At 60.3% G+C, this 20957-nt stretch carries 22 protein-coding genes and 1 tRNA gene; all 23 read right to left on the reverse strand.

The genetic code is table 11. The features are described from left to right. Window positions 1–6: 6 nt before the first annotated feature. Window positions 7–1506, reverse strand: a complete 1500-nt coding sequence (locus OPV09_RS21045) for an NADH-quinone oxidoreductase subunit M (RefSeq protein WP_034749975.1) — start codon at window positions 1504–1506, stop codon at window positions 7–9. A gap of 29 nt (window positions 1507–1535) precedes the next feature. Continuing rightward, complete coding sequence (gene nuoL, locus OPV09_RS21050; protein ID WP_338679301.1) at window positions 1536–3635, reverse strand: NADH-quinone oxidoreductase subunit L; 2100 nt, start codon at window positions 3633–3635, stop codon at window positions 1536–1538. 46 nt (window positions 3636–3681) lie between these two features. Continuing rightward, entirely contained in the window at window positions 3682–3990 is a 309-nt protein-coding gene (gene nuoK, locus OPV09_RS21055) for an NADH-quinone oxidoreductase subunit NuoK (protein WP_010399724.1), read from the reverse strand. Continuing rightward, window positions 3987–4619, reverse strand: a complete 633-nt coding sequence (locus tag OPV09_RS21060; protein ID WP_034749981.1) for an NADH-quinone oxidoreductase subunit J — start codon at window positions 4617–4619, stop codon at window positions 3987–3989. Before OPV09_RS21060 ends, nuoK begins: the two co-directional genes overlap by 4 nt. A gap of 65 nt (window positions 4620–4684) precedes the next feature. Continuing rightward, window positions 4685–5173 carry an NADH-quinone oxidoreductase subunit NuoI gene (nuoI, locus tag OPV09_RS21065; protein ID WP_010399726.1) on the reverse strand — a complete coding sequence of 163 codons (489 nt, stop codon included), beginning with the start codon at window positions 5171–5173 and terminating at the stop codon, window positions 4685–4687. A 14-nt stretch (window positions 5174–5187) separates the two neighbouring features. Further along, window positions 5188–6270, reverse strand: coding sequence for an NADH-quinone oxidoreductase subunit NuoH (gene nuoH, locus OPV09_RS21070; protein ID WP_034749983.1), 1083 nt, complete (start codon window positions 6268–6270; stop codon window positions 5188–5190). Further along, window positions 6270–8603 (reverse strand): NADH-quinone oxidoreductase subunit NuoG, encoded by a 2334-nt coding sequence (gene nuoG / locus OPV09_RS21075; RefSeq protein ID WP_338679302.1) that lies wholly within the window; start codon window positions 8601–8603, stop codon window positions 6270–6272. Before nuoG ends, nuoH begins: the two co-directional genes overlap by 1 nt. Before the next feature lie 22 nt (window positions 8604–8625). Further along, entirely contained in the window at window positions 8626–9921 is a 1296-nt protein-coding gene (nuoF, locus tag OPV09_RS21080; RefSeq protein WP_010399729.1) for an NADH-quinone oxidoreductase subunit NuoF, read from the reverse strand. Beyond that, window positions 9918–10397 carry an NADH-quinone oxidoreductase subunit NuoE gene (nuoE, locus tag OPV09_RS21085; protein WP_034749989.1) on the reverse strand — a complete coding sequence of 160 codons (480 nt, stop codon included), beginning with the start codon at window positions 10395–10397 and terminating at the stop codon, window positions 9918–9920. Before nuoE ends, nuoF begins: the two co-directional genes overlap by 4 nt. A gap of 12 nt (window positions 10398–10409) precedes the next feature. Then, a complete protein-coding gene (locus OPV09_RS21090; RefSeq protein WP_034749992.1) occupies window positions 10410–11663 on the reverse strand; it encodes an NADH-quinone oxidoreductase subunit D in 1254 nt (417 codons plus the stop codon). Next, the gene (locus tag OPV09_RS21095; protein ID WP_072452729.1) at window positions 11663–12256 is read right to left on the reverse strand and encodes an NADH-quinone oxidoreductase subunit C; all 594 of its coding nucleotides are present in this window, start codon (window positions 12254–12256) and stop codon (window positions 11663–11665) included. Before OPV09_RS21095 ends, OPV09_RS21090 begins: the two co-directional genes overlap by 1 nt. Window positions 12257–12273: 17 nt before the next feature. Next, the gene (locus OPV09_RS21100) at window positions 12274–12750 is read right to left on the reverse strand and encodes a NuoB/complex I 20 kDa subunit family protein (protein ID WP_010399733.1); all 477 of its coding nucleotides are present in this window, start codon (window positions 12748–12750) and stop codon (window positions 12274–12276) included. Window positions 12751–12753: 3 nt separating this feature from the next. After that, entirely contained in the window at window positions 12754–13113 is a 360-nt protein-coding gene (locus OPV09_RS21105; protein WP_010399734.1) for an NADH-quinone oxidoreductase subunit A, read from the reverse strand. 177 nt (window positions 13114–13290) lie between these two features. Next, window positions 13291–13375: transfer RNA gene (locus OPV09_RS21110), tRNA-Leu, on the reverse strand. Between the two features lie 202 nt (window positions 13376–13577). Then, complete coding sequence (gene secG, locus OPV09_RS21115; protein WP_034749996.1) at window positions 13578–13982, reverse strand: preprotein translocase subunit SecG; 405 nt, start codon at window positions 13980–13982, stop codon at window positions 13578–13580. 28 nt (window positions 13983–14010) lie between these two features. Beyond that, entirely contained in the window at window positions 14011–14760 is a 750-nt protein-coding gene (tpiA, locus tag OPV09_RS21120; RefSeq protein WP_072452727.1) for a triose-phosphate isomerase, read from the reverse strand. A 72-nt stretch (window positions 14761–14832) separates the two neighbouring features. Further along, on the reverse strand, window positions 14833–15813 hold the full coding sequence (locus tag OPV09_RS21125) for an NAD(P)H-quinone oxidoreductase (RefSeq protein ID WP_338679303.1): 981 nt from the start codon (window positions 15811–15813) through the stop codon (window positions 14833–14835). A 71-nt stretch (window positions 15814–15884) separates the two neighbouring features. Next, a complete protein-coding gene (locus OPV09_RS21130; protein WP_338679304.1) occupies window positions 15885–16493 on the reverse strand; it encodes a tetratricopeptide repeat protein in 609 nt (202 codons plus the stop codon). A gap of 64 nt (window positions 16494–16557) precedes the next feature. Next, window positions 16558–17319, reverse strand: coding sequence for a GIN domain-containing protein (locus OPV09_RS21135; protein WP_034750004.1), 762 nt, complete (start codon window positions 17317–17319; stop codon window positions 16558–16560). Between the two features lie 108 nt (window positions 17320–17427). Next, the gene (locus OPV09_RS21140; RefSeq protein WP_034750006.1) at window positions 17428–17637 is read right to left on the reverse strand and encodes a hypothetical protein; all 210 of its coding nucleotides are present in this window, start codon (window positions 17635–17637) and stop codon (window positions 17428–17430) included. Between the two features lie 153 nt (window positions 17638–17790). Then, on the reverse strand, window positions 17791–19737 hold the full coding sequence (locus tag OPV09_RS21145) for a methyl-accepting chemotaxis protein (protein WP_338679305.1): 1947 nt from the start codon (window positions 19735–19737) through the stop codon (window positions 17791–17793). A gap of 120 nt (window positions 19738–19857) precedes the next feature. Beyond that, window positions 19858–20154, reverse strand: a complete 297-nt coding sequence (locus tag OPV09_RS21150) for a hypothetical protein (RefSeq protein ID WP_338679306.1) — start codon at window positions 20152–20154, stop codon at window positions 19858–19860. 9 nt (window positions 20155–20163) lie between these two features. After that, entirely contained in the window at window positions 20164–20859 is a 696-nt protein-coding gene (locus tag OPV09_RS21155) for a hypothetical protein (RefSeq protein WP_338679307.1), read from the reverse strand. Window positions 20860–20957: the final 98 nt, after the last annotated feature.

Raw genomic sequence — 20957 nt, forward strand, 5'->3', positions numbered from 1 at the left:
TTCTATTTAAGGCAACTTGCTGGTGGCGACATGCTGCAGCAGGTCAGCAACCGAAGTTTGCATCGTGTCGGTGAACGGGGCTGGATACAGACCCATCACGAGCACGGCGATGGCCAGTACAGCAAGCATGAAGAATTCACGTTTGTTGATGTCGGTCAGTTCGGCCACATGCTTGTTCTTGATCTTGCCGAACACTACGCGCTTGGCCATCCACAGCGAGTACGCCGCGCCCCAGATCAGTGCCGTTGCAGCCAGCAGGCCGATCCAGAAGTTGTATTTCACCGCGCCCAGGATCACCATGAACTCGCCGACGAAGCCGGACGTCGCTGGCAGACCACAGTTGGCCATCGAGAACAGCACGAAGAAGGCGGCAAATTTCGGCATGCGGTTCACGACGCCGCCGTAGTCGGCGATGTTGCGGGTATGCATGCGGTCATACAGCACGCCGATGCACAGGAACATCGCGCCGGAGATGAAGCCGTGCGAGACCATCTGCACGATACCGCCCTGCACCGAGATGTCGTTGAACATGAAGAAGCCCAGGGTCACAAAACCCATGTGCGCGATCGACGAATAGGCGACCAGTTTTTTCATGTCGGTTTGCACCAGGGCAACCAGACCGATGTAGATGACGGCGATCAGCGACAAGGCGATCATGAAGCCCGACAGGTAGTGGCTGGCGTCCGGCGTGATCGGCAGCGAAAAACGCAGGAAGCCGTAGGCGCCCAGTTTCAGCATGATGGCGGCCAGCACGGCGGAACCGCCCGTAGGCGCTTCCACGTGGACATCCGGCAACCACGTATGGACGGGGAACATCGGCACCTTGACGGCAAACGCCATCAGGAAGGCCAGGAAGATGAAGATCTGTTCGTTCATCGTCAGCTTGAACGCATGCCAGGCCAGGATGTCGAAGGTGCCCGACACATTGCGCAGGTAGATGATGGCAACCAGGGTCAGCAGCGAACCGAAGAAGGTGTACAGGAAGAACTTGAACGACGCGTACACGCGGTTCGAACCGCCCCAGATACCGATGATGATGAACATCGGGATCAGGGTTGCTTCAAAGAAGAAGTAGAACAGCAAGCCGTCCAGCGCGCAGAACACGCCGATCATCAGGCCCGACAGGATCAGGAAGGAGCCCATGTACTGGGCGATGCGCTTCTCGATCACTTGCCAGGCCGAAATGACGACGATGACCGTGATGAAGGCCGTCAGTGGCACGAACCACAGCGACAGGCCGTCGATACCCAGCGAGTACCAGATATTGAAAGTTTCAATCCACGGTGCTTTTTCGACGAATTGCATGCCGTGTGCGGCGTTGTCGAAATGCTGGATCAGCGGCAAGGTGCACAGCATGCTGAGCACGGCGCCAGCCAGCGACAGCCAGCGGGTAAAGCCCGCTTTGCTGTCACGGCCGAGAGCCAAGATCAGGACGCCGCAAATGATCGGCACCCAGATCGACAGACTCAGGTAAGGAGGTAATGTAGAAATCGTAGACTGCATCATGGTTCTCAGTATTCTTTTATCAGGTCAGCTTACTTAGCGGGCCAGAATGGCAGGAAATAGATCAGGAAGCCCAGCACGCCCAGGATCATCACGAATGCATAGTGATAGATGTAGCCGGTCTGCAGCACTCGCGACAGCGAGGACAGCCAGGCGACGACCTTGGCGCTACCGTTGACCAGCAGGCCATCGATCAGCTTCTTGTCACCGAAGTTCCACAGGCCATTACCCAGCAAGCGGGCACCGCCGGCGAACACGACTTCATTGAACTTGTCCATGTAGTACTTGTTGTCCAGCAGGGTGTGGATCGCGTGGAACTTGGCAAAGAACCAGGCCGGTACACGCGGGTTGACCATGTAGCAGTAGTAGGCTGCCACCACGCCGGACAATGCCAGCCAGAACGGTGCTGTCGACAGGCCATGGATCGCCATCGCCATTGCGCCGTGGAATTCATGCGACAACTCTTCCATTGCTGGATGGTTTTCGCCGACGAAGATCACGCCCTTGAAGAAATCGCCATGCAGCATCGGGCCGATCGTCAGGTAACCGATGATCAGCGACGGGATCGCCAGCATCACCAGCGGGAGCCAGACGACGAATGGGGACTCGTGCGGCTTCTGGCCAGGTTCCAGACCGTGGTGCGCGTGGTCGTCTTCCTCTTCCTCGTGGTGATCGTCATGTGCATCGCCGTGCGCGCCATGGGCCGCTTTCGGTGCGTGATGGTCGTCGTGACCGTGCGCATGCGCCTGGCCGAAACGTTCCTTGCCATGGAAGACGAGGAAATACATGCGGAACGAGTAGAAGGCGGTGACGAACACGCCAGCCAGCACGGCGAACTGGGCAAAGCCAGCACCCCAGATGTGCGTCGCTTCAACGGCTTCGATGATGCTGTCTTTCGAGTAGAAACCGGAGAACAGCGGCGTGCCGATCAGGGCCAGCGAACCGACCAATGACGTGATCCACGTGATCGGCATGTACTTGCGCAGGCCGCCCATGTTGCGGATATCCTGATCGTGGTGCATGCCGATGATGACGGAACCGGCGCCCAGGAACAGCAGTGCCTTGAAGAATGCGTGCGTCATCAGATGGAACACGGCTACCGAGTACGCGGACGAACCGAGCGCCACGGTCATGTAGCCGAGCTGCGACAGGGTCGAGTAAGCAACGACGCGTTTGATGTCGTTCTGGATGATGCCCAGGAAGCCCATGAACAGCGCCGTGATGGAGCCGATCACCAGGATGAAGGACAGTGCCGTGTCGGACAGTTCGAACAGCGGCGACATGCGCGAAACCATGAAGATACCGGCCGTCACCATCGTCGCGGCGTGGATCAGTGCCGAGATCGGGGTAGGACCTTCCATCGAGTCAGGCAGCCACACGTGCAGCGGGAACTGCGCCGATTTGCCCATCGCGCCGATGAACAGGCAGATGCAGGCTACGGTCAGCAGGGCCCAGTCGGTACCTGGCAGGCTCAACAGCGCCAGTTCGTCCTTCTTGGCGAACACTTCCTGGTAGTTCATGGTGCCGGCGTAAGCCAGCAGCAAGCCGATGCCCAGGATGAAGCCGAAGTCGCCCACGCGGTTGACGAGGAAAGCCTTCATGTTGGCCACGATGGCCGTCGGACGCTGGTACCAGAAACCGATCAGCAGGTAAGAGACCAGGCCCACGGCTTCCCAACCGAAGAACAGTTGCAGGAAGTTGTTGGCCATGACCAGCATCAGCATCGAGAACGTGAACAGCGAGATGTAGGCGAAGAAGCGGTTGTAGCCTTCGTCGTCCTTCATGTAGCCGATCGTGTAGATGTGCACCATCAGGGAGACGAAGGTGACCACGCACATCATCATCGCCGACAGCGAATCGATCTGGAAGCCCACTTCCATCTTCAGGGTGCCGATCGTCATCCAGTTATAGATCGTGCCATTGAATGTCGCGCCATCCATCACTGCCAGCAGTGTCTGCACGGACAGGATGAACGCAATCAGTACGCCCAGGATCGTCGCGGTATGCGACGTCTTGCGTCCGACCAAATTACCCAGGAACTGGGTGCCAAGCAAGCCTGCAATCGCGGCACCGGCCAGCGGCGCCAGCGGTACGGCAAGAAGGAGGTTAGGGTTGAGGAGTTGCCCCGCCATGATGAACCTTAATCGTTATTATTCGAGAGATCGAGTCTGAAAAACATCAGCCTTTGAGGCTGTCCAGGTCTTCGACGTTGATGGTATCCAGATTACGGAACATCACCACCAGAATAGCCAGACCGATAGCCGACTCAGCGGCGGCAACCGTCAGGATGAAGAAAACGAAGATCTGACCGGCCGCGTCGCCCATGAAATGGGAGAACGCGATGAAATTCATATTCACCGCCAGCAGCATCAATTCGATTGCCATCAGCAATACGATGATGTTCTTGCGGTTCAGGAAAATACCGACGATCGAGATTGCGAACAGGATCGCGCCCAGGACCAGAAAATGTGTGAGCGATAATGTCATGGTGCCTCCTTAACTTCCGGCTCAGCCGCAGGACGCTCGACAACCGCGTCCATCTTGATGATCTTCAGGCGGTCGTTACGCTTGACGCGCACGGCATCGCCTGGAGCAAAGTGCTTGGTGTCCTTGCGTTTGCGCAGGGTCAGCGCGACTGCGGCAACGATGGCCACCAGCAGCACGACGGCGGCGATCTCGAAGGCGAACACATATTCCGTGTAGATCAGCAGGCCCAGTTCCTTGGTGCCGCCCAGGTTGACGTTGACCGGCGCGATGCTAGGCGCAAAGTTGCGGAAACCGTGCCACAGGACAGCGGCCATTTCCAGCACGATGATCACGCCCACCGTCACCGACAAAGGCAGGTAGCCCCAGAAGCCTTCGCGCATGCGGTCGATATTGATATCGAGCATCATGACGACGAAGAGGAACAGCACCATCACGGCGCCGACGTACACCAATACCAGCACGATGGCCAGGAATTCAGCTTGCAGCAGCATCCAGATGCCCGCTGCGGAAAAGAAGGACAGTACCAGGAACAGTACTGCGTGGACCGGATTACGGGCCGTGATAACGCGCGTCGCTGCCAGAATCAAGATCAGCGCGAAGGCGTAAAACAAAATTGTTTTAAAGTCCATAAAAAACCCAATAGACGTACAGATGAACGAGGGGCGCGCCGCAGCCAGTGGCTACGGCGCATCCATCAGCGATAAGGTGCGTCGGCGGCGCGCGCAGCGGCGATGTCATTTTCATAACGATCACCCACGGCCAGCAACATCTCTTTCGTGTAATACAAATCCCCGCGTTTCTCGCCGTGGTATTCCAGGATTTGCGTCTCGACGATCGAATCGACCGGGCAGGACTCTTCGCAGAAACCGCAGAAGATGCACTTGGTCAAGTCAATATCGTAACGCGTGGTGCGGCGCGAACCGTCGTCACGCTGTTCCGATTCGATCGTGATGGCCATCGCCGGGCAAACCGCTTCGCACAGTTTGCAGGCGATGCAACGTTCCTCGCCGTTCGGGTAGCGGCGCAGCGCGTGCAAGCCACGGAAACGCGGCGAGATCGGTGTCTTCTCTTCCGGGAATTGCACCGTAATCTTGCGCGAAAACATGTACTTGCCTGTCAACGCCATGCCCTTGATCAGCTCGCCTAACAAGAGGCTGCTGAAGAAATCTTTTACCTTATCCATTCGTATGCACTCTCTTACTTCCAAATATTCCAGGATGTCTGCATCCAGGCAGCGACGAAGACCAGGTAGACCAGCGTCAACGGGATAAACACTTTCCAGCCGAGGCGCATGATCTGGTCATAACGGTAGCGTGGGAAAGTACCGCGCACCCAGATGAACACCGACACGATGAAGAAGGTCTTGGCGAACAGCCAGAAGAAGCCGCCGAAACCACCCCAGAACTCGAGGAAGGCAAATGGTGCGGACCAGCCACCGAGGAACATGAGCGAAGTCAGCGCGCCGATCAGGATCATGTTGGCGTATTCGGCCAGCATGAACATGGCGTAGGCCATGCCCGAGTACTCGACCATGTGGCCGGCAACGATTTCCGACTCGCCTTCGACGACGTCGAACGGGTGACGGTTGGCTTCAGCCAGGCCCGACACCATGTAGATGACGAACATCGGCAGCAGCGGCAGCCAGTTCCACGACAGGAAGTTCACGCCCTTGTCGGCGAAGTAGCCGATCTGCTGGCCGCCAACGATGTCGATGAAGTTCAGGCTGCCCGAGACCATCAGCACGATGACCATCACGAAGCCCATCGGGATTTCATACGAAATCATCTGCGCCGACGCGCGCATGGCGCCCATGAACGAGTACTTCGAGTTCGAGGCCCAGCCGGCGATGATGATGCCGTAGACTTCCATCGAGGTAATCGCCAGCAGCATCAGCAAACCCGCGTTGACGTTGGCCAGCACGGCTTGCGGACCGAACGGCACGACCGACCAGGCGGCCAGGGCCGGCATGATGGTCATGATCGGACCGATCACGAACAGGCCCTTGGCGGCCTTGGACGGGATGATGATCTCTTTGAACAAGAGTTTCAGCGCATCGGCGATCGGCTGCAGCAAGCCCAGCGGACCCACGCGGTTCGGGCCGACGCGGATCTGGATCCAGCCGATCAGCTTGCGTTCCCACAAGGTCAGGTAGGCAACCAGGCCCATCAGCGGCAACAGCACGCACAGGATCTTGATCAGGGTCCAGAAGAACGGCCAAGAACCGCCCAGCAAATCCTGGCCACTGCTGTTGATGACGTTTACAAATTCAGGCAGAGCCATCAGATTTTCCCCTCTGCTGTTTCAACTGTGATGTCACCGAACATGCCGCCCAGGCCAGCCGTCGAGGCATGCGCCGCCGACACCTTGACCACATTGGCTGGCAGGCCGGCGTGAATTGCCGCCACCAGAATGGCGCTGCCGGAGCCTTGCGCCACTTTGACCTTGTCGCCCGCCTTGATGCCCAGCTTGCCAGCCAGTTCGGCGGACAGGTGTGCTTGCGGCGTGGCGCCATCGACCGTGCGTTGCAACGGTTCGGAGCGGCGTACCAGCGCGTCGGCGAAGTAGATCGGCACGTCGGCGATGCGTTGCAGCGCTGGCGAAGCCGGTGCGTACGTTGCCGCTTCCGGTGCGTTCTTGGCGATGTTGTTCAGCTGTGCCGACAGATCGGTCACGCCGGCACCAAACGCTTCGTCGCGGATCGCTTCGGAAGTGTCGTAGTCGAAACCGGCCAGGCCCAGGATGTTGCCCAGGACGCGCAGCACTTTCCAGGCTGGACGGGTTTCCGCCAGCGGTTTCACGGTACCGTTGAAACTTTGCGCGCGGCCTTCGCAATTGACGAAGGTGCCCGAGGTTTCAGCGAACGGCGAGATCGGCAGCAAGACATCGGCGTAATCCATGCCGTGCTTGAAGGCGGACATGGCCACGACCATATCGGCGCCATCCAGGGCGGCGCGGGCCGCTTGTGGATTGGCGGCATCGAGTTCCGGCTCGGCGTGCAACAGCACGTAGGCTTTTTTCGGTACGGCAAACGCAGCTTGCACATTGGCGCGCGGCTTGGCGACCAGGTGCGCGCCAACCGTGTTGGCCGCTTCCGTCAGGTAACCGAGCTTGGCGCCCGTCTGTTCGGCGATCCATTGCGCGGCAGCATGCAGTTGCGACGCTTGCGGGTGTTGCGTTGCCGCGTTACCCAGCAGCACGGCGCCATGGTCGCCAGCCATCAGGCTGGCGGCGATGGCCACTGCCACGTCCGAAGCGGCAACCGCTTCAAAACCGGCTGGCGCGGCGATTTCTTTGGCTTTCGCAACAGCGGCGACCACTTCCGACAAGGCCGCCAGCCAATCGCTTGGTGCGACGATCATCTTGTTGGCGATGGTGATCAATTGATCATCGTCGGAGGCGTGCAGGATCGACAGCTTGGCGCCGCCCTTGACGGACGCGCGCAAACGCGTGGCCAGCAATGGGTGATCCTTGCGCAGGAACGAGCCGATGACAAAGGCGCGCTTGATCTGGCCAAATTCGCTGATCGGCATGCCCAGCCATGGCTTGACGCCGGCGTCCAGCGCGAAGTCGGTCTGGCGCAGGCGGAAGTCGACGTTCTCGGAACCGAGACCGTTGGCCACTTTTTGCAGCAGGACCAGCTCTTCGACCGTCGAATGCGGCGTTGCCAGCGCGGCGATGGCGTCGGCACCATGTTCGTGCTTGATGTTTTTCAGGCCGTGCGCCACGTATTCCAGCGCGGTTTGCCAATCGACTTCTTTCCACTCGTTGCCTTGTTTCAGCATCGGGGAAGTCAGGCGTTCGGCGCTGTCCAGCGCTTCGTACGAGAAACGGTCCTTGTCCGAGATCCAGCACTCGTTGACGGCTTCGTTTTCCAGCGGCAGCACGCGCTTGACCTTGCCAGCTTTCACTTGCACGATCAGGTTCGAACCGAGACCGTCATGCGGGCTGACCGATTTGCGGCGCGACAGTTCCCACGTACGGGCGCTGTAGCGGAACGGCTTCGAGGTCAGTGCGCCAACCGGGCACAGGTCGATCATGTTGCCCGACAGTTCGGAGTCGACCGACTGGCCGACGAACGACACGATTTCCGAGTGTTCGCCGCGGCCGATCATGCCCAGCTCCATCACGCCGGCCACTTCCTGGCCAAAGCGTACGCAGCGGGTGCACTGGATGCAGCGCGACATCTCTTGCATGGAGACCAGCGGACCGGCCTCCTTCGGCGTGACGACGCGCTTGTCTTCCTTGTAGCGCGATTCGCTCTTGCCGTAACCCACTGCCAAGTCTTGCAACTGGCATTCGCCGCCCTGATCGCAGATAGGGCAATCGAGCGGGTGGTTAATCAGCAAGAATTCCATGACCGACTTTTGCGCCTGCACAGCTTTATCGCTGGCGGAACGCACGATCATGCCGGCACTGACCGGGGTCGCACAAGCGGGCAAAGGCTTGGGCGCCTTTTCCACTTCGACCAGGCACATGCGGCAGTTCGCTGCGATCGACAATTTCTTGTGATAGCAGAAGTGCGGAATGTAGGTTCCCAATTTGTTGGCGGCGTCCATCACCATGCTACCAGCAGGGACTTCGACTTTTTTGCCGTCTATTTCGATTTCAACCATGGTGATCGTTACCTGACGCAGCTTAGATATATGCGGGCACTAAGCAATGCTTGTGCTCGATATGATATTCAAATTCTTCACGGAAATTCTTAATGAAGGCCCGTACCGGCATGGCAGCCGCATCGCCCAGCGCGCAAATCGTGCGGCCCTGGATGTTGTCGGCGATCGAGTTGAGCATGTCCAGGTCGTCTGGACGACCCTGCCCCTGCTCGATGCGGTGCACCATGCGGTACATCCAGCCTGTGCCTTCACGGCAAGGCGTACACTGGCCGCACGATTCTTCAAAGTAGAAGTAGGACAGGCGTTCCAGCGCCTTTACCATGCAGCGTGTTTCGTCCATCACGATGACGGCGCCCGAACCCAGCATCGAACCGGCTTTCGCGATCGAGTCGTAGTCCAGGTCGGTCTGCATCATGATGTCGCCGCGGATCACCGGAGCGGACGAACCGCCAGGGATCACGGCCTTGATCTTTTTGCCACCGCGCATGCCGCCTGCCAGTTCCAGCAGGGTCGCAAACGGGGTGCCGAGCGGCACTTCATAGTTGCCCGGTTTTTCCACGTCGCCCGAGATCGAGAAGATCTTCGAACCGCCATTGTTCGGCTTGCCCATCGCCAGGTATTTCTCTGGACCGATATTCAGCACGAATGGCACGGCCGCGAAGGTTTCCGTGTTGTTGATCGTCGTCGGCTTGCCGTACAGGCCAAACGAGGCAGGGAAAGGCGGCTTGAAGCGCGGCTGGCCTTTCTTGCCTTCCAGCGATTCGAGCAGGGCCGTTTCTTCGCCGCAGATGTAGGCGCCATAACCATGGTGCGCATGCAACTGGAACGAGAACTCGCTGCCCATGATCTTGTCGCCCAGGAAGCCGGCGGCGCGCGCCTCTTCCAGCGCTTCTTCGAAACGCAGGTATTCCTGGAAGATTTCACCGTGGATATAGTTGTAGCCCACGGTGATGCCCATCGCATAAGCGCCAATGGCCATGCCTTCGATCAGCGCATGGGGATTGTAACGAATGATGTCGCGGTCCTTGAAAGTGCCCGGTTCGCCTTCATCTGTATTGCAGACGAGGTATTTCTGTCCCGGGAACTGGCGCGGCATGAAGCTCCACTTCAAGCCGGTAGGAAAACCCGCGCCGCCACGGCCGCGCAAGGACGACGCCTTGAGGTCGGCGATGATCTGTTCCGGCGTGATTTTCTCTTCCAGGATACGCCGCAGGGCGCTGTAGCCGCCGCGGTTCACATAATCTTGCAAATGCCAGTTCTTGCCATCCAGATCCTTCAGGATCAATGGATCGATATGGCGGTTGTGGAGTGACGTCATTTCTTGAGTTCCTCCAGCATGGCGTCGATTTTCTCGTTCGACATCCAGCTGCACATGGTTTTATTACTGACCAGCAAGACAGGCGCATCGCCGCAAGCACCCATGCACTCGCCTTCAACCAGGGTGAACTGGCCGTCTGCGGTGGTTTCGCGGAAATCGATACCCAGTTTCTGCTTCAGGTAGTCTGCAGCGCGCACGCCGCCCGACAGGGCGCATGGCAGGTTGGTGCACACGGTGATCTTGTGCTTGCCCACGGGTTTCACGTTGTACATATTGTAGAACGTGGCCACTTCCTGCACGGCAATCGCCGGCATGCCGATGTAATCGGCCAGTTCCTTCATGGTTTCCGGCGCCAGCCAGCCCAGTTCATCCTGGGCATGGGCCAGCGCGGCCATGACGGCCGACTGACGCTGGTCGGCCGGGTACTTGGCCAGCTCGCGGTCAATTTTCTTATAGCATTGCTCTGATAACAACATACTTTTTGCCTCTTAGCGGTCAATACTGCCGAACACGATATCTTGCGTCCCGATGATGGTCACGGCGTCGGCAAGCATGTGCCCACGCGCCATTTCGTCGAGCGACTGCAAGTGGGCGTAGTCTGGCGCGCGCAGTTTCATGCGGTACGGCTTGTTGGCGCCATCGGACACCAGGTACACGCCGAACTCGCCCTTCGGGTGTTCCACGGCGCTGTAGGCCTCGCCTGGCGGCACGTGGAAACCTTCCGTAAACAGCTTGAAGTGGTGAATCAAGGATTCCATGTTGGTCTTCATGTCGACGCGGCCTGGAGGCGCCACCTTGCGGTTGCTGGTCATGACAGGACCTTCATTGTTGCGCAGCCACTCCACGCATTGCTTGATGATGCGGTTCGACTGGCGCAGCTCTTCCACGCGGACCAGGTAGCGGTCGTAGCAATCGCCGTTGGTGCCGATAGGAATGTCGAAATCCATCAGGTCGTACACTTCGTACGGCTGTTTCTTGCGCAAGTCCCACTGCACGCCCGAGCCGCGCAGCATGGCGCCCGTGAAGCCCATGGCCAGCGCATCTTCCGGCGAGACCACGCCGATGCCGACGGTACGCTGTTTCCAGATACGGTTGTCGGTCAGCAGGGTTTCGTACTCGTCCACCGAGTTCGGGAAACGGCGCGCGAAGTCTTCGATGAAGTCCAGCAGCGAGCCCTGGCGGTTTTCGTTCAGCTTGCCGATCGCCTTGGCGTTGCGGATGATCGAGGCCTTGTGCTGCGGCATCGCGTCCGGCAGGTCGCGGTACACGCCGCCCGGACGGTAGTAGGCCGCGTGCATGCGTGCGCCCGACACTGCCTCGTAGGCGTCGAACAAGTCTTCGCGGTCGCGGAAGCAATACAGGAACGGGCCCATGGCGCCAACGTCCAGCGCGTGGGTACCGAGCCACATCAGGTGATTCAGGATACGCGTCATCTCGTCGAACATGACGCGGATGTATTGCGCGCGCAGCGGCACTTCCAGGCCCAGCATCTTTTCGATGGCCATCACGTACGCGTGTTCATTGCACATCATCGACACATAGTCGAGACGGTCCATGTACGGCACGGATTGCAGGTAGGTTTTCTGTTCGGCCAGCTTTTCGGTGGCGCGGTGCAGCAGGCCGATATGCGGGTCGGCGCGCTGGATGACTTCGCCATCCATCTCCAGCACCAGGCGCAGCACACCGTGCGCGGCCGGATGCTGTGGCCCAAAGTTCAGGGTGTAGTTCTTAATCTCAGCCATTATTTCATCCCGTAATGTTCTTCGCGGATCACGCGCGGCACGTTTTCCCGCGGCTCGATCGTCACGGGCTGGTAAATCACGCGCTTTTGTTCCGGATCGTAACGCATCTCGACATAGCCGGAGACGGGGAAATCCTTGCGGAACGGATGGCCGATGAAACCGTAGTCGGTCAGCAGGCGGCGCAAGTCGTTGTGGCCTTCGAAGAGGATGCCCAGCAGGTCGAACGCTTCGCGCTCGTACCAGTTGACGGCGCGCCAGATGCCGACCACGGAGGGCAGCAGCGGCATGTCGTCGTCCGGCGCGAACACGCGCACGCGCACGCGCCAGTTGTGCTTGACCGACAGCAAGTGCGAGACGGCCGCGAAACGCAGGCCATCCCAGCTACCGTCGCCATAGGTCGAGTAGTCGACGCCGCACAGGTCGAGCAGCTGCTCGAAATGCAGGGCCGGATCGTCGCGCAAGGTCTGCATCACGGCCAGGTAGTCCTCGGCCTTGACGACCAGGGTGACTTCGCCCAGCGCAACCGTCGTGCTAACGCGATCGCCCAGGGCTGTGCCGAGGGCGTTTTGCAATACTTCTAAATGTGTTGTCATAATCTGAAGCGGCCCGGTTAGCGTGCGATCGTGCTGGTACGCTTGATCTTGTTCTGCAACTGCATGATGCCGTACAGCAAGGCTTCAGCAGTCGGAGGACAGCCAGGCACATACACGTCGACGGGCACGATGCGGTCGCAACCGCGCACCACGGAATAGGAGTAATGGTAGTACCCGCCGCCATTGGCGCAGGAACCCATCGAGATGACCCAGCGTGGCTCTGCCATCTGGTCGTAGACCTTGCGCAGGGCCGGCGCCATCTTGTTGCACAGGGTGCCTGCAACGATCATGACGTCGGACTGACGCGGCGACGGACGAAACACGACGCCGAAACGGTCCATATCGTAGCGGGCTGCGCCCACATGCATCATTTCGACCGCACAGCAGGCCAGACCGAACGTCATCGGGAACATAGACCCGGTGCGCGCCCAGTTGATCAGCTTGTCGGCCGAGGTGGTGATGAAACCTTCGCTTAATACGCCTTCAATAGCCATGGCTTATTCCCAGTCAAGGGCACCTTTCTTCCAAATGTACCAAAATCCGACCACGAATTCAGCGATGAACACCATCATCGTGACGAAACCGGCCCAGCCCAGGTCGCGCATTGCAACGCCCCATGGGAAAAAGAATGCCGTTTCCAGATCGAACAAAATAAACAGGATTGCGACCAGATAGTAGCGCACATCAAATTTCATGCGCGCGTCTTCGAATGCTTCAAAACCACATTCGTACGGGGAGAGTTTTGCTGCGTCAGGCTTGTTAGGGCCTAACAGGCGCCCCAGGAGCTGGGGAGCGATACCGACACCAAGGCCGATAATAATGAACAGCAGGACGGGGAAGTAATTTTCGAGGTTCACGATTGATGAGCTTATATTGAACGATCGGTTAAATGAGGACGCTGCGATCATTTGCAGCGTATCTAACGCACGACCCCAATCAAAGCTAAGACCAGGATCGAACGACACATCCTCGTAAAAAAAGCCAGCAACTTTGTACGAGCCATGGCTCGTGCGCCGTTGCTGGCTTCTGATTTCTGGTGCCGACGACGAGACTCGAACTCGTACAGCTTTCGCCACTACCCCCTCAAGATAGCGTGTCTACCAATTTCACCACGTCGGCGGTAAGGCCCGTATTCTACTCTGCTTTGCCGCTAAAGTTAATGCACAAATGCATCAAAACACAGATAAAAACGATAAATTTTTACATCTTCCAGCGCGCCACGATTTTTTCCTGCCGCGCTGCTGAAACATTGAGCAATAATCTGCCCGTAATGAGAATTACTCTCGATGAGGTATCGAGTTACTACTCAGTAAATACTAAATTACTTCGGAATCGCGCCTGCCGGGGTGCTGGCAACCGGTGCCGCCGCCGCTGGAGCGCTGGCAGCCGGAGCTGCAGCAGGCACCGTCGTCGGGATCGCGCCCGCGCCGGTGACCGGCACTGGCTTGACGACTTTATCCATCACGCCGCCGCCGACCGTCGTGGCGCGCTGATTGGCCATCAGCGACAGGGCCAGGGTGGCGCCGAAGAAGATCGCGGCGGCGACGCCCGTCGATTTCGACATGAAGTTCGACGAACCCGTCGCACCGAACAGGCTGCCCGAGGCGCCCGAACCGAAGGCGGCGCCCATGTCGGCGCCCTTACCGTGCTGCAACAACACCAGCGCGATAATCGACAATGCCGAAATAACCTGTACTACCACTACCAGATTGAACATCATGTTCATTGCAATTCCATTCTTAGTTTAAATTAATTCAATCAGCGGCGTGAATAATTGCCAGGAAATCCGCCGCCTTCAATGCTGCCCCACCGATCAGACCGCCATCGATATCCGGCATCGCCATCAATTCTTTTGCGTTCTCCGGCTTCATGCTGCCGCCGTACAGGATCTGCACGCCGGCCGCTGCTACCGCATTCTTTGCCGCCAGCTGGCCGCGCAACACCTGATGCACGTCCTGCGCCATTTGCGGCGTGGCCGTCTTGCCCGTGCCGATGGCCCAGACCGGCTCATAGGCCAGCACCAGTTTCGCCACGTCGTCGGCGGAAATCGCCGCCAGCACGGCGCCCAGCTGCTGCGCCACGACCGTATCGGTCTGGCCCGCTTCGCGCTGCGCCAGGGTTTCGCCGATGCAGACGATAGGCGTGATGCCCGCCGCCAGCGCCGCAACCGTCTTGGCCGCCACCTGCGCATCGCTCTCGCCATGGTAGGCGCGGCGCTCGGAATGCCCGATCACCACATAGCCGCATCCGAAATCCTGCAGCATGGCGGTCGAGATTTCTCCCGTGTAGGCGCCGCTGGCATGCGCGGACACATCCTGCGCACCCCAGCCGAGAGCCGTGCCTGCCAATTGCGCCTGGCACTGCGCCAGATACGGCGCAGGCACACAGACGGCGCTGGCGGCGCCAGAGGCAGCCAGGCCAGCAACTATTTCAGACAATAACACCGCGTTCGAGGTGCGACTGCCGTTCATTTTCCAATTTCCGACGACGAGTTTGCGACGCATAGTAGCCTAAATTCTAATAACCCGTCATTCTAACTCCGGCACCGATGCCGGTCAAACAGGCAGTGCCCCGTTTCAAGCAACTTGCAACATGATCTTGCCCACGTGCGTGCTCGCTTCCATCAAGGCATGCGCCTCGTTGGCTTTTTCCAACGGGAAAGTTTTATAGATCACGGGCTTGATCTTGCCCGCCTCGATCAGCGGCCAGACGGTCGTGCGCAGGTGATTCGCGATGGCCGCCTTGAAGGCGACGGAACGGGGACGCAAAGTGGAACCCGTCACCGTCAGGCGACGGCGCAGCAAGGCGCCCAGGTCCAGTTCCGCCCTGGTGCCGCCCTGCACGGCGATCAGGCCGATACGGCCATCGTCGGCCAGGCAATCGATTTCGCGCGGCAGGTAGTCGCCGCCGACCATATCGAGGATGACGTCGACGCCCTTGCCACCAGTCAGCTCCTTGACGACGGCGGCGAAATCTTCCGTCCGGTAGTTAATGCCCCGTTCGGCGCCCAGCGCTTCGCAGGCGCGCGCCTTCTCGTCGCTGCCGGCCGTGGCGAACACGCGGTGGCCCAGCGCGGCCGCCAATTGAATGGCCGTCACGCCAATGCCTGATGTACCGCCCTGCACCAATAACGTTTCACCGTCGGCCAGCGCGCAGCGGTCGAAGACATTACTCCAGACGGTAAAGAAGTTCTCGGGCAGGGACGCGCCTTCCAGCGCAGTCAATCCCTTCGGCAAGGGCAGGCACTGGCCGGTGGGTGCGGCGCAGTATTCGGCATAGCCGCCGCCCTGCACCAGCGCGCAGACGAGGTCGCCCTTCTTGAATGCGGTATTGCTGAAATCGCCATCGACGACTTCACCGGCCACTTCCAGGCCAGGCAAATCGGACGCACCGGCTGGCGGCGCATACTTGCCCAGGCGTTGCAGCACGTCGGGACGGTTGATGCCGGCCGCGTGCACCTTGATCAGCAGTTCGCCCGCTTTGAAGGCGGGAACGGGACACTCGACGATCTGCAAAACGTCGGCGGGGCCTGGCTGGCTGATGGCAACTGCACGCATGGCGGGACTCTTTCAAGGGAAAACGGCGATTGTACGCCAAGCCGTTCACCCTTGCAGGCAAGCCCCCTTCCCTATGCGCCGCCGGTCTTCGACTGGCGCGGCAGCGGCGTACCCGGCTTCCATTTCGCCGACAGGGCCTGTCCTTCCTCGACTTGCTCATGCGTCATCTTGCGCACCACGGCGGCGCGCTGGTCGGCCGCATTCGCGTTGCCGTTCGCCGCCGCCAGGTTCCACAGCATGTAGGCGATGACGTTGTCCTGCTGCACGCCGCCCATGTGGTAGCGGTACATCAGGCCCAGTACCTGTTGCGCCTCGGCGTGGTTCTGCTCGGCCGCCTTGCGGAACCAGCTGACGGCCTGCTTGTGGTCCTGCAGCACGGCGTTGCCCGTGTAATACATGGCGCCCACCACATACTGGGCGTCGGCCTTGCCCTGGTCGGCCGCCTTGCGGTGCCAGAACATGGCTTGCTTGTAATCCTGCGGCAAGCCGCGGCCCATGTAATACATCAAGCCCAGCAAATGCTGGGCATCGGCGTTGCCGGTCTTGGCCAGTGGCAGGATTTCCTTGTAGGCCAGCGCGTAATTCTTGTTGTTGTAGGCACTGGCGCCTTCGACGAAGCCAGCCCGCGCGGGTAGCTGTATCACCAACAGCATGAGTAATGTAATGATCAGTTTTTTCATCGGAATGGGATGTGGTCTGACTACTTATTCTTGTTCTGCCAATAAAGCCTGCGGCAGGATGCGTTTACTTCCAGCTGACTTTGCCCAGGCCCTCGACGCTGACATCGCGGTTGGCCGGCTTGCCGTACACCACCACCGAGCCGAGTCCGCTCAGGTTCAGCTTGGCATTCGTATGGGCATTCACCGTGGCATTGCCCAGGCCGCTCAATTCCAGATTGACGGCATCGACTTCAAACTGCTGCGCATTCAGGCTGCCCAGGCCGCCCAGGCTCGCTTTCAGGATACGTCCGCGTCCACCCAGCATCACGGAACCCGCACCCTGCAGGTCCAGCTCCGCGCGCTCATTGTTGCCTATCCATATCTGCATGCTGCCCACGCCGCCCAGGCTGGCATTGAGCTTGCGGTAGTCGCCCACCAGCTTGATGCTGCCCGCCCCTTCCAGTGACAGGGTCAGCTCCTCGCCCTTGAAACCCGTGATGTCGGTGCTGCCAAATCCTTCCGAGCTCAGCTCGCGCAGGTTCGGCAGGACCAGGTCGGCGCGGATCGACGAGGGGCCGAGCTTGAAGCCGCGCACCTCCGTTTCGATGTGCAGGGTATCGCCGCTTTGCGCCGTGCTGACATCGGCGATGTAGCGCTTGTCGGCCGTGATGCTCAGCGAAGCCACGTTGCCCTGGCGAATGCGCACTTCCATCACGCCATCGAGCTTGACGCGCACGACGCGGGCGTCGACGTTGCGCATTTCCAGCAAGCGGGTCTCGGCAGCCACGCCGCGCACTAGGCCCAATGTCGCCAGGAACAGCAGCGCCAATTGCAGAATCTTTTTCATGTAGTGCATCCTCGGTATCTTGTTTTTATGTGTCGCGGCGCCCGCGTGGGGCGCCTGCATTGCTCGCGCAGCACCACTGTAGCAGCGCCGAAAATGGCTGACAATCAATTATGCAAAACGGGCTTTTTCGGCAGCGCTCAGGCGCTTGGCCTTGACGACCACCACTTGCATGGCAGCCTTGTTCGCTGGCGCGGCCAGGGTGGCCGTGGAACTGGCCACTTGCAGGGCCGGAGCGGCCGGGGCGATGGCGTAGCAGCTGGCGCCAAGCACGATGGCGGCGGCAACGGCAATGACTTCCATGTTTTTAGCGACGTTCATGTTGTTCTCCTCGGGTGTCTGGCAGTGGGCTTGCGGTATGGTGTCACTATAGCCATACCGCCCCCGGCAGACACGCCGATTGCGACGAACTGCATTTTTGGCAGGCTGGCCTGACAAAAACGCGGATGAACGTGCAGATCGCTAAGCGTCTTCTTAAAACTCTTCCCACTCGTCGGCGCCGGACTTGGCCGCCTTGACGGGTTTGACCGGCGCCAGCGCGCGGGCCGGCGCGCGCGGTGCAGCAGCGGCTGGCTTCGCCTTGAGGCGCGTCACGGGCGCGTGTGCCGCGGCAGGACCGGCATCGCCCAGGCGGAACATGCCGACGGCTTGCGCCAGGTCCACGGCCTGCTCCTGCAGGCTTTCCGCGGCGGCAGCCGCTTGCTCGACGAGGGCCGCGTTTTGCTGCGTCATGGTATCCATGTGCGTGACGGCCGTATTGATCTCGCCGATGCCGGCGCTCTGTTCGCGGCTGGCCACCGTGATCTCGCTCATGATGGTCGTCAATTGCTGCACCGAGGCCACCACCTGATCCATGGTCTGACCCGCCTCATCGACGAGGCGGCCGCCGGCATCGACCTTCTCCACCGAATCGCCGATCAATTCCTTGATTTCCTTCGCCGCACCGGCGGAGCGTTGCGCCAGGTTGCGCACTTCGGACGCCACCACGGCAAAGCCCCTGCCCTGCTCGCCCGCGCGCGCCGCCTCGACGGCCGCGTTCAGCGCCAGGATGTTCGTCTGGAAGGCGATACCGTCGATCACGCCGATGATGTCGACGATCTTGCGCGAGCTTTCCTGGATGCCAGCCATGGTGCCCACCACCTGCTGCACCACGCGGCCACCCTTGGCCGCCACTTCCGAGGCGGACACGGCCAACTGGTTGGCTGCATGCGCGTTTTCCGCATTCTGCTTGACGGTCGACGTCAGCTCATCCATCGAGCTGGCCGTCTCTTCCAGCGCGCCCGCCTGCGCTTCCGTACGCGAGGACAGGTCCGCATTGCCGGCGGCAATGTCGGCCGACTCGCTGCGCACCAGGGTGCTGATGCTGCGGATCTGCACCAGCACGGTGGCGATCTTTTCGACGAACAAGTTGAATGCCTTGGCGATCTGCGCCAGCTCGTCCGCGCCTTCCGCGTCGAGGCGGCTGGTCAGGTCGCCGTCGCCCGTGGCGATCGCTTCCATCGCATCGCGCACCAGACCCAGGCGGCGCAAGGCGCGCGCCACCAGTACGCTCAATACCGTGGCGGCCAGGGCCAGCACCAGCAAGGCCGTCAGGGCCGACGCGCGCAGCATGGAGCTCAGTGCCTGCGTCGCTTCTGCACGGTCGAGCACGGTAGCCAGCAGCCAGTCGCTTCCCGGCACTTTACTTACATGCAAGATACCGTTACGGTCACCGAGGCGAATGGCTGCGCCATTGCCGCTCTTTTCGATATCGGCCAGCGCCTGCGCGCTCAGGCCCGGGTCCAGCTCGGCCAGCGGTTTCAGAGTCAGTTTGCTATCCGGATGGGCGATGATCTTGCCGCCGCCATCGACGAGGAAGGCATAGCTGGACGCCGTCGGCTTGATCGAAGCGACGTTTTGCACTACCGCATCCATCATCACGTCGGCCGCCATCACGCCCGTCACGCTGCCCTTGCCGCCCAGCGGCTCGGCAAACGTCACCACCAGCTTGCCCGTGCTGGCGCCGATGTAGGGCGCGGTGATGATGGGGCCGCCCACTTCGGACGCCAGCTTGTACCAGGGGCGCGCCGTGGGATCGTAGTCGGCGGCGCGCTTGCGCTCCTGCGAAAAGACGGCGTGCTTGTCGGCAAAGCCGATGTACGCCATGTCGAAGGTGCCCGCCTGTTCGGCCGCCTTCAGGGCCGGCAGCGGATCGGCCGCCGTGGCGCCCTGCTTGAGCGAGCCCACGACGGCTTGCTTGGAACGCAGCCATTCGGCGATGGCTTGCGCATGGCTGTGCGACAACTGCAGCATCTGCGTGTCGAGCGCGGCCAGGGTGCTGGAACGCGTCGTGAAGAAATTGGCAATGGCGACAGCCAGCATGGCCAGCACGACGATGGAAACGGCGATGGCGATCAGCCGCGCCTTAAGGGAGGACAACATGGTGCATCCAATAAAAAAAGAGAAAATCGGGAGGGATGCACCATGGTCGGGGAATAAGATTTTGTCGTCAAGCAATACTGACAGTCAATTACCCATAAACAACAATTGATACCATATAGTTCATGTCTCGCCGCGCAGCTTGCGCAAGGCGGGCGAGTCGCCACCGGTCGCCTCGATGCGGAAGCGGGCAAACGCCTGCTCCAGCTCAGGGTAGCAGCGCAAACTGCCTTCGTTAAAGTAGCGCCCGCCGGGGATATCGCCCCATGGCAGGGGTGCGCTCAAGCCCCCGCTGCCCGCCAGGGCCAGCAGCGGCTCGAGCGCGCTGCGCAGGTCGGCCACTTCCCCGTCGGCGGGCGCCAGACGGGCCAGCCATTGTTCCAGCTCGGCGGCACGTGCCTGCAAACGCTGTTGATCCATCATCGCTCCTCAATTCTTGATCGTGCCGATCAGCACGGGGGCCGACCACATGCTGCGGTTGGGCAATAAATACTGCTGCGCCCCACCCTTGCGCCGCACCAGCCCGCCCAGCTCTTGCGTCGGCGCCACCTGGCTGACAAACACGTTGACGGTGCCCTTGGGCATGATCTGATACACATCATACAGCGGCGCCTCGCTCTTCAAGGGCAAGCCGAAACAGTCGGCCAGGGTGGCGCAGCGGCTGGACGCCAGCTGCAATTGCGCGCTGGTGGTGAAATACGGCGAGTACGGCGACACATTCTGGCCATGTGGCACGATTTTTACCAGCGCGGCCGACATGGTTTGCAGGTCGGGCAAGGCGCTGCCGGAAGCGAGCTGCTCGACCGCGCGCGCGTAAATCGTCTCGGCCGGCGCGGCGGGATCGGCGGCATGCAGTTCGCGCAGCAATTGCTGCCCTGGCCCACTCTCGAGGTAAGGATCGATGACTTCGCGTTGCAAGCCGACCGTCTTGAAGGTACTGAGGTCATTGATTTCGCGCGCATGCACAGCGCGCAAGGCGTCGAGGTCTTGCGCCGGCATGGCCGCGGACGCAGCGGCGATGGGAATGGGCAGCGGCACCGGTGTCGGTGCGTCATCCATCTGTGCCCAGGTACCGGGCGAAACGGCAAGCAGAAAGGCGGCGGCCAGTCCGCGGAATGTGCGCATGCTGCATCTCCTTGGAAGACTCGGTCAGGGGGAATATCCCCTCCCGAATCTACAGAGAGCGGCAGCGGCCGATGCGCGCTGCATCAAGGCCAATGCGC

It is taken from the genome of Janthinobacterium sp. TB1-E2, from assembly GCF_036885605.1.
GTDB classification, from domain to species: domain Bacteria; phylum Pseudomonadota; class Gammaproteobacteria; order Burkholderiales; family Burkholderiaceae_D; genus Janthinobacterium; species Janthinobacterium aestuarii.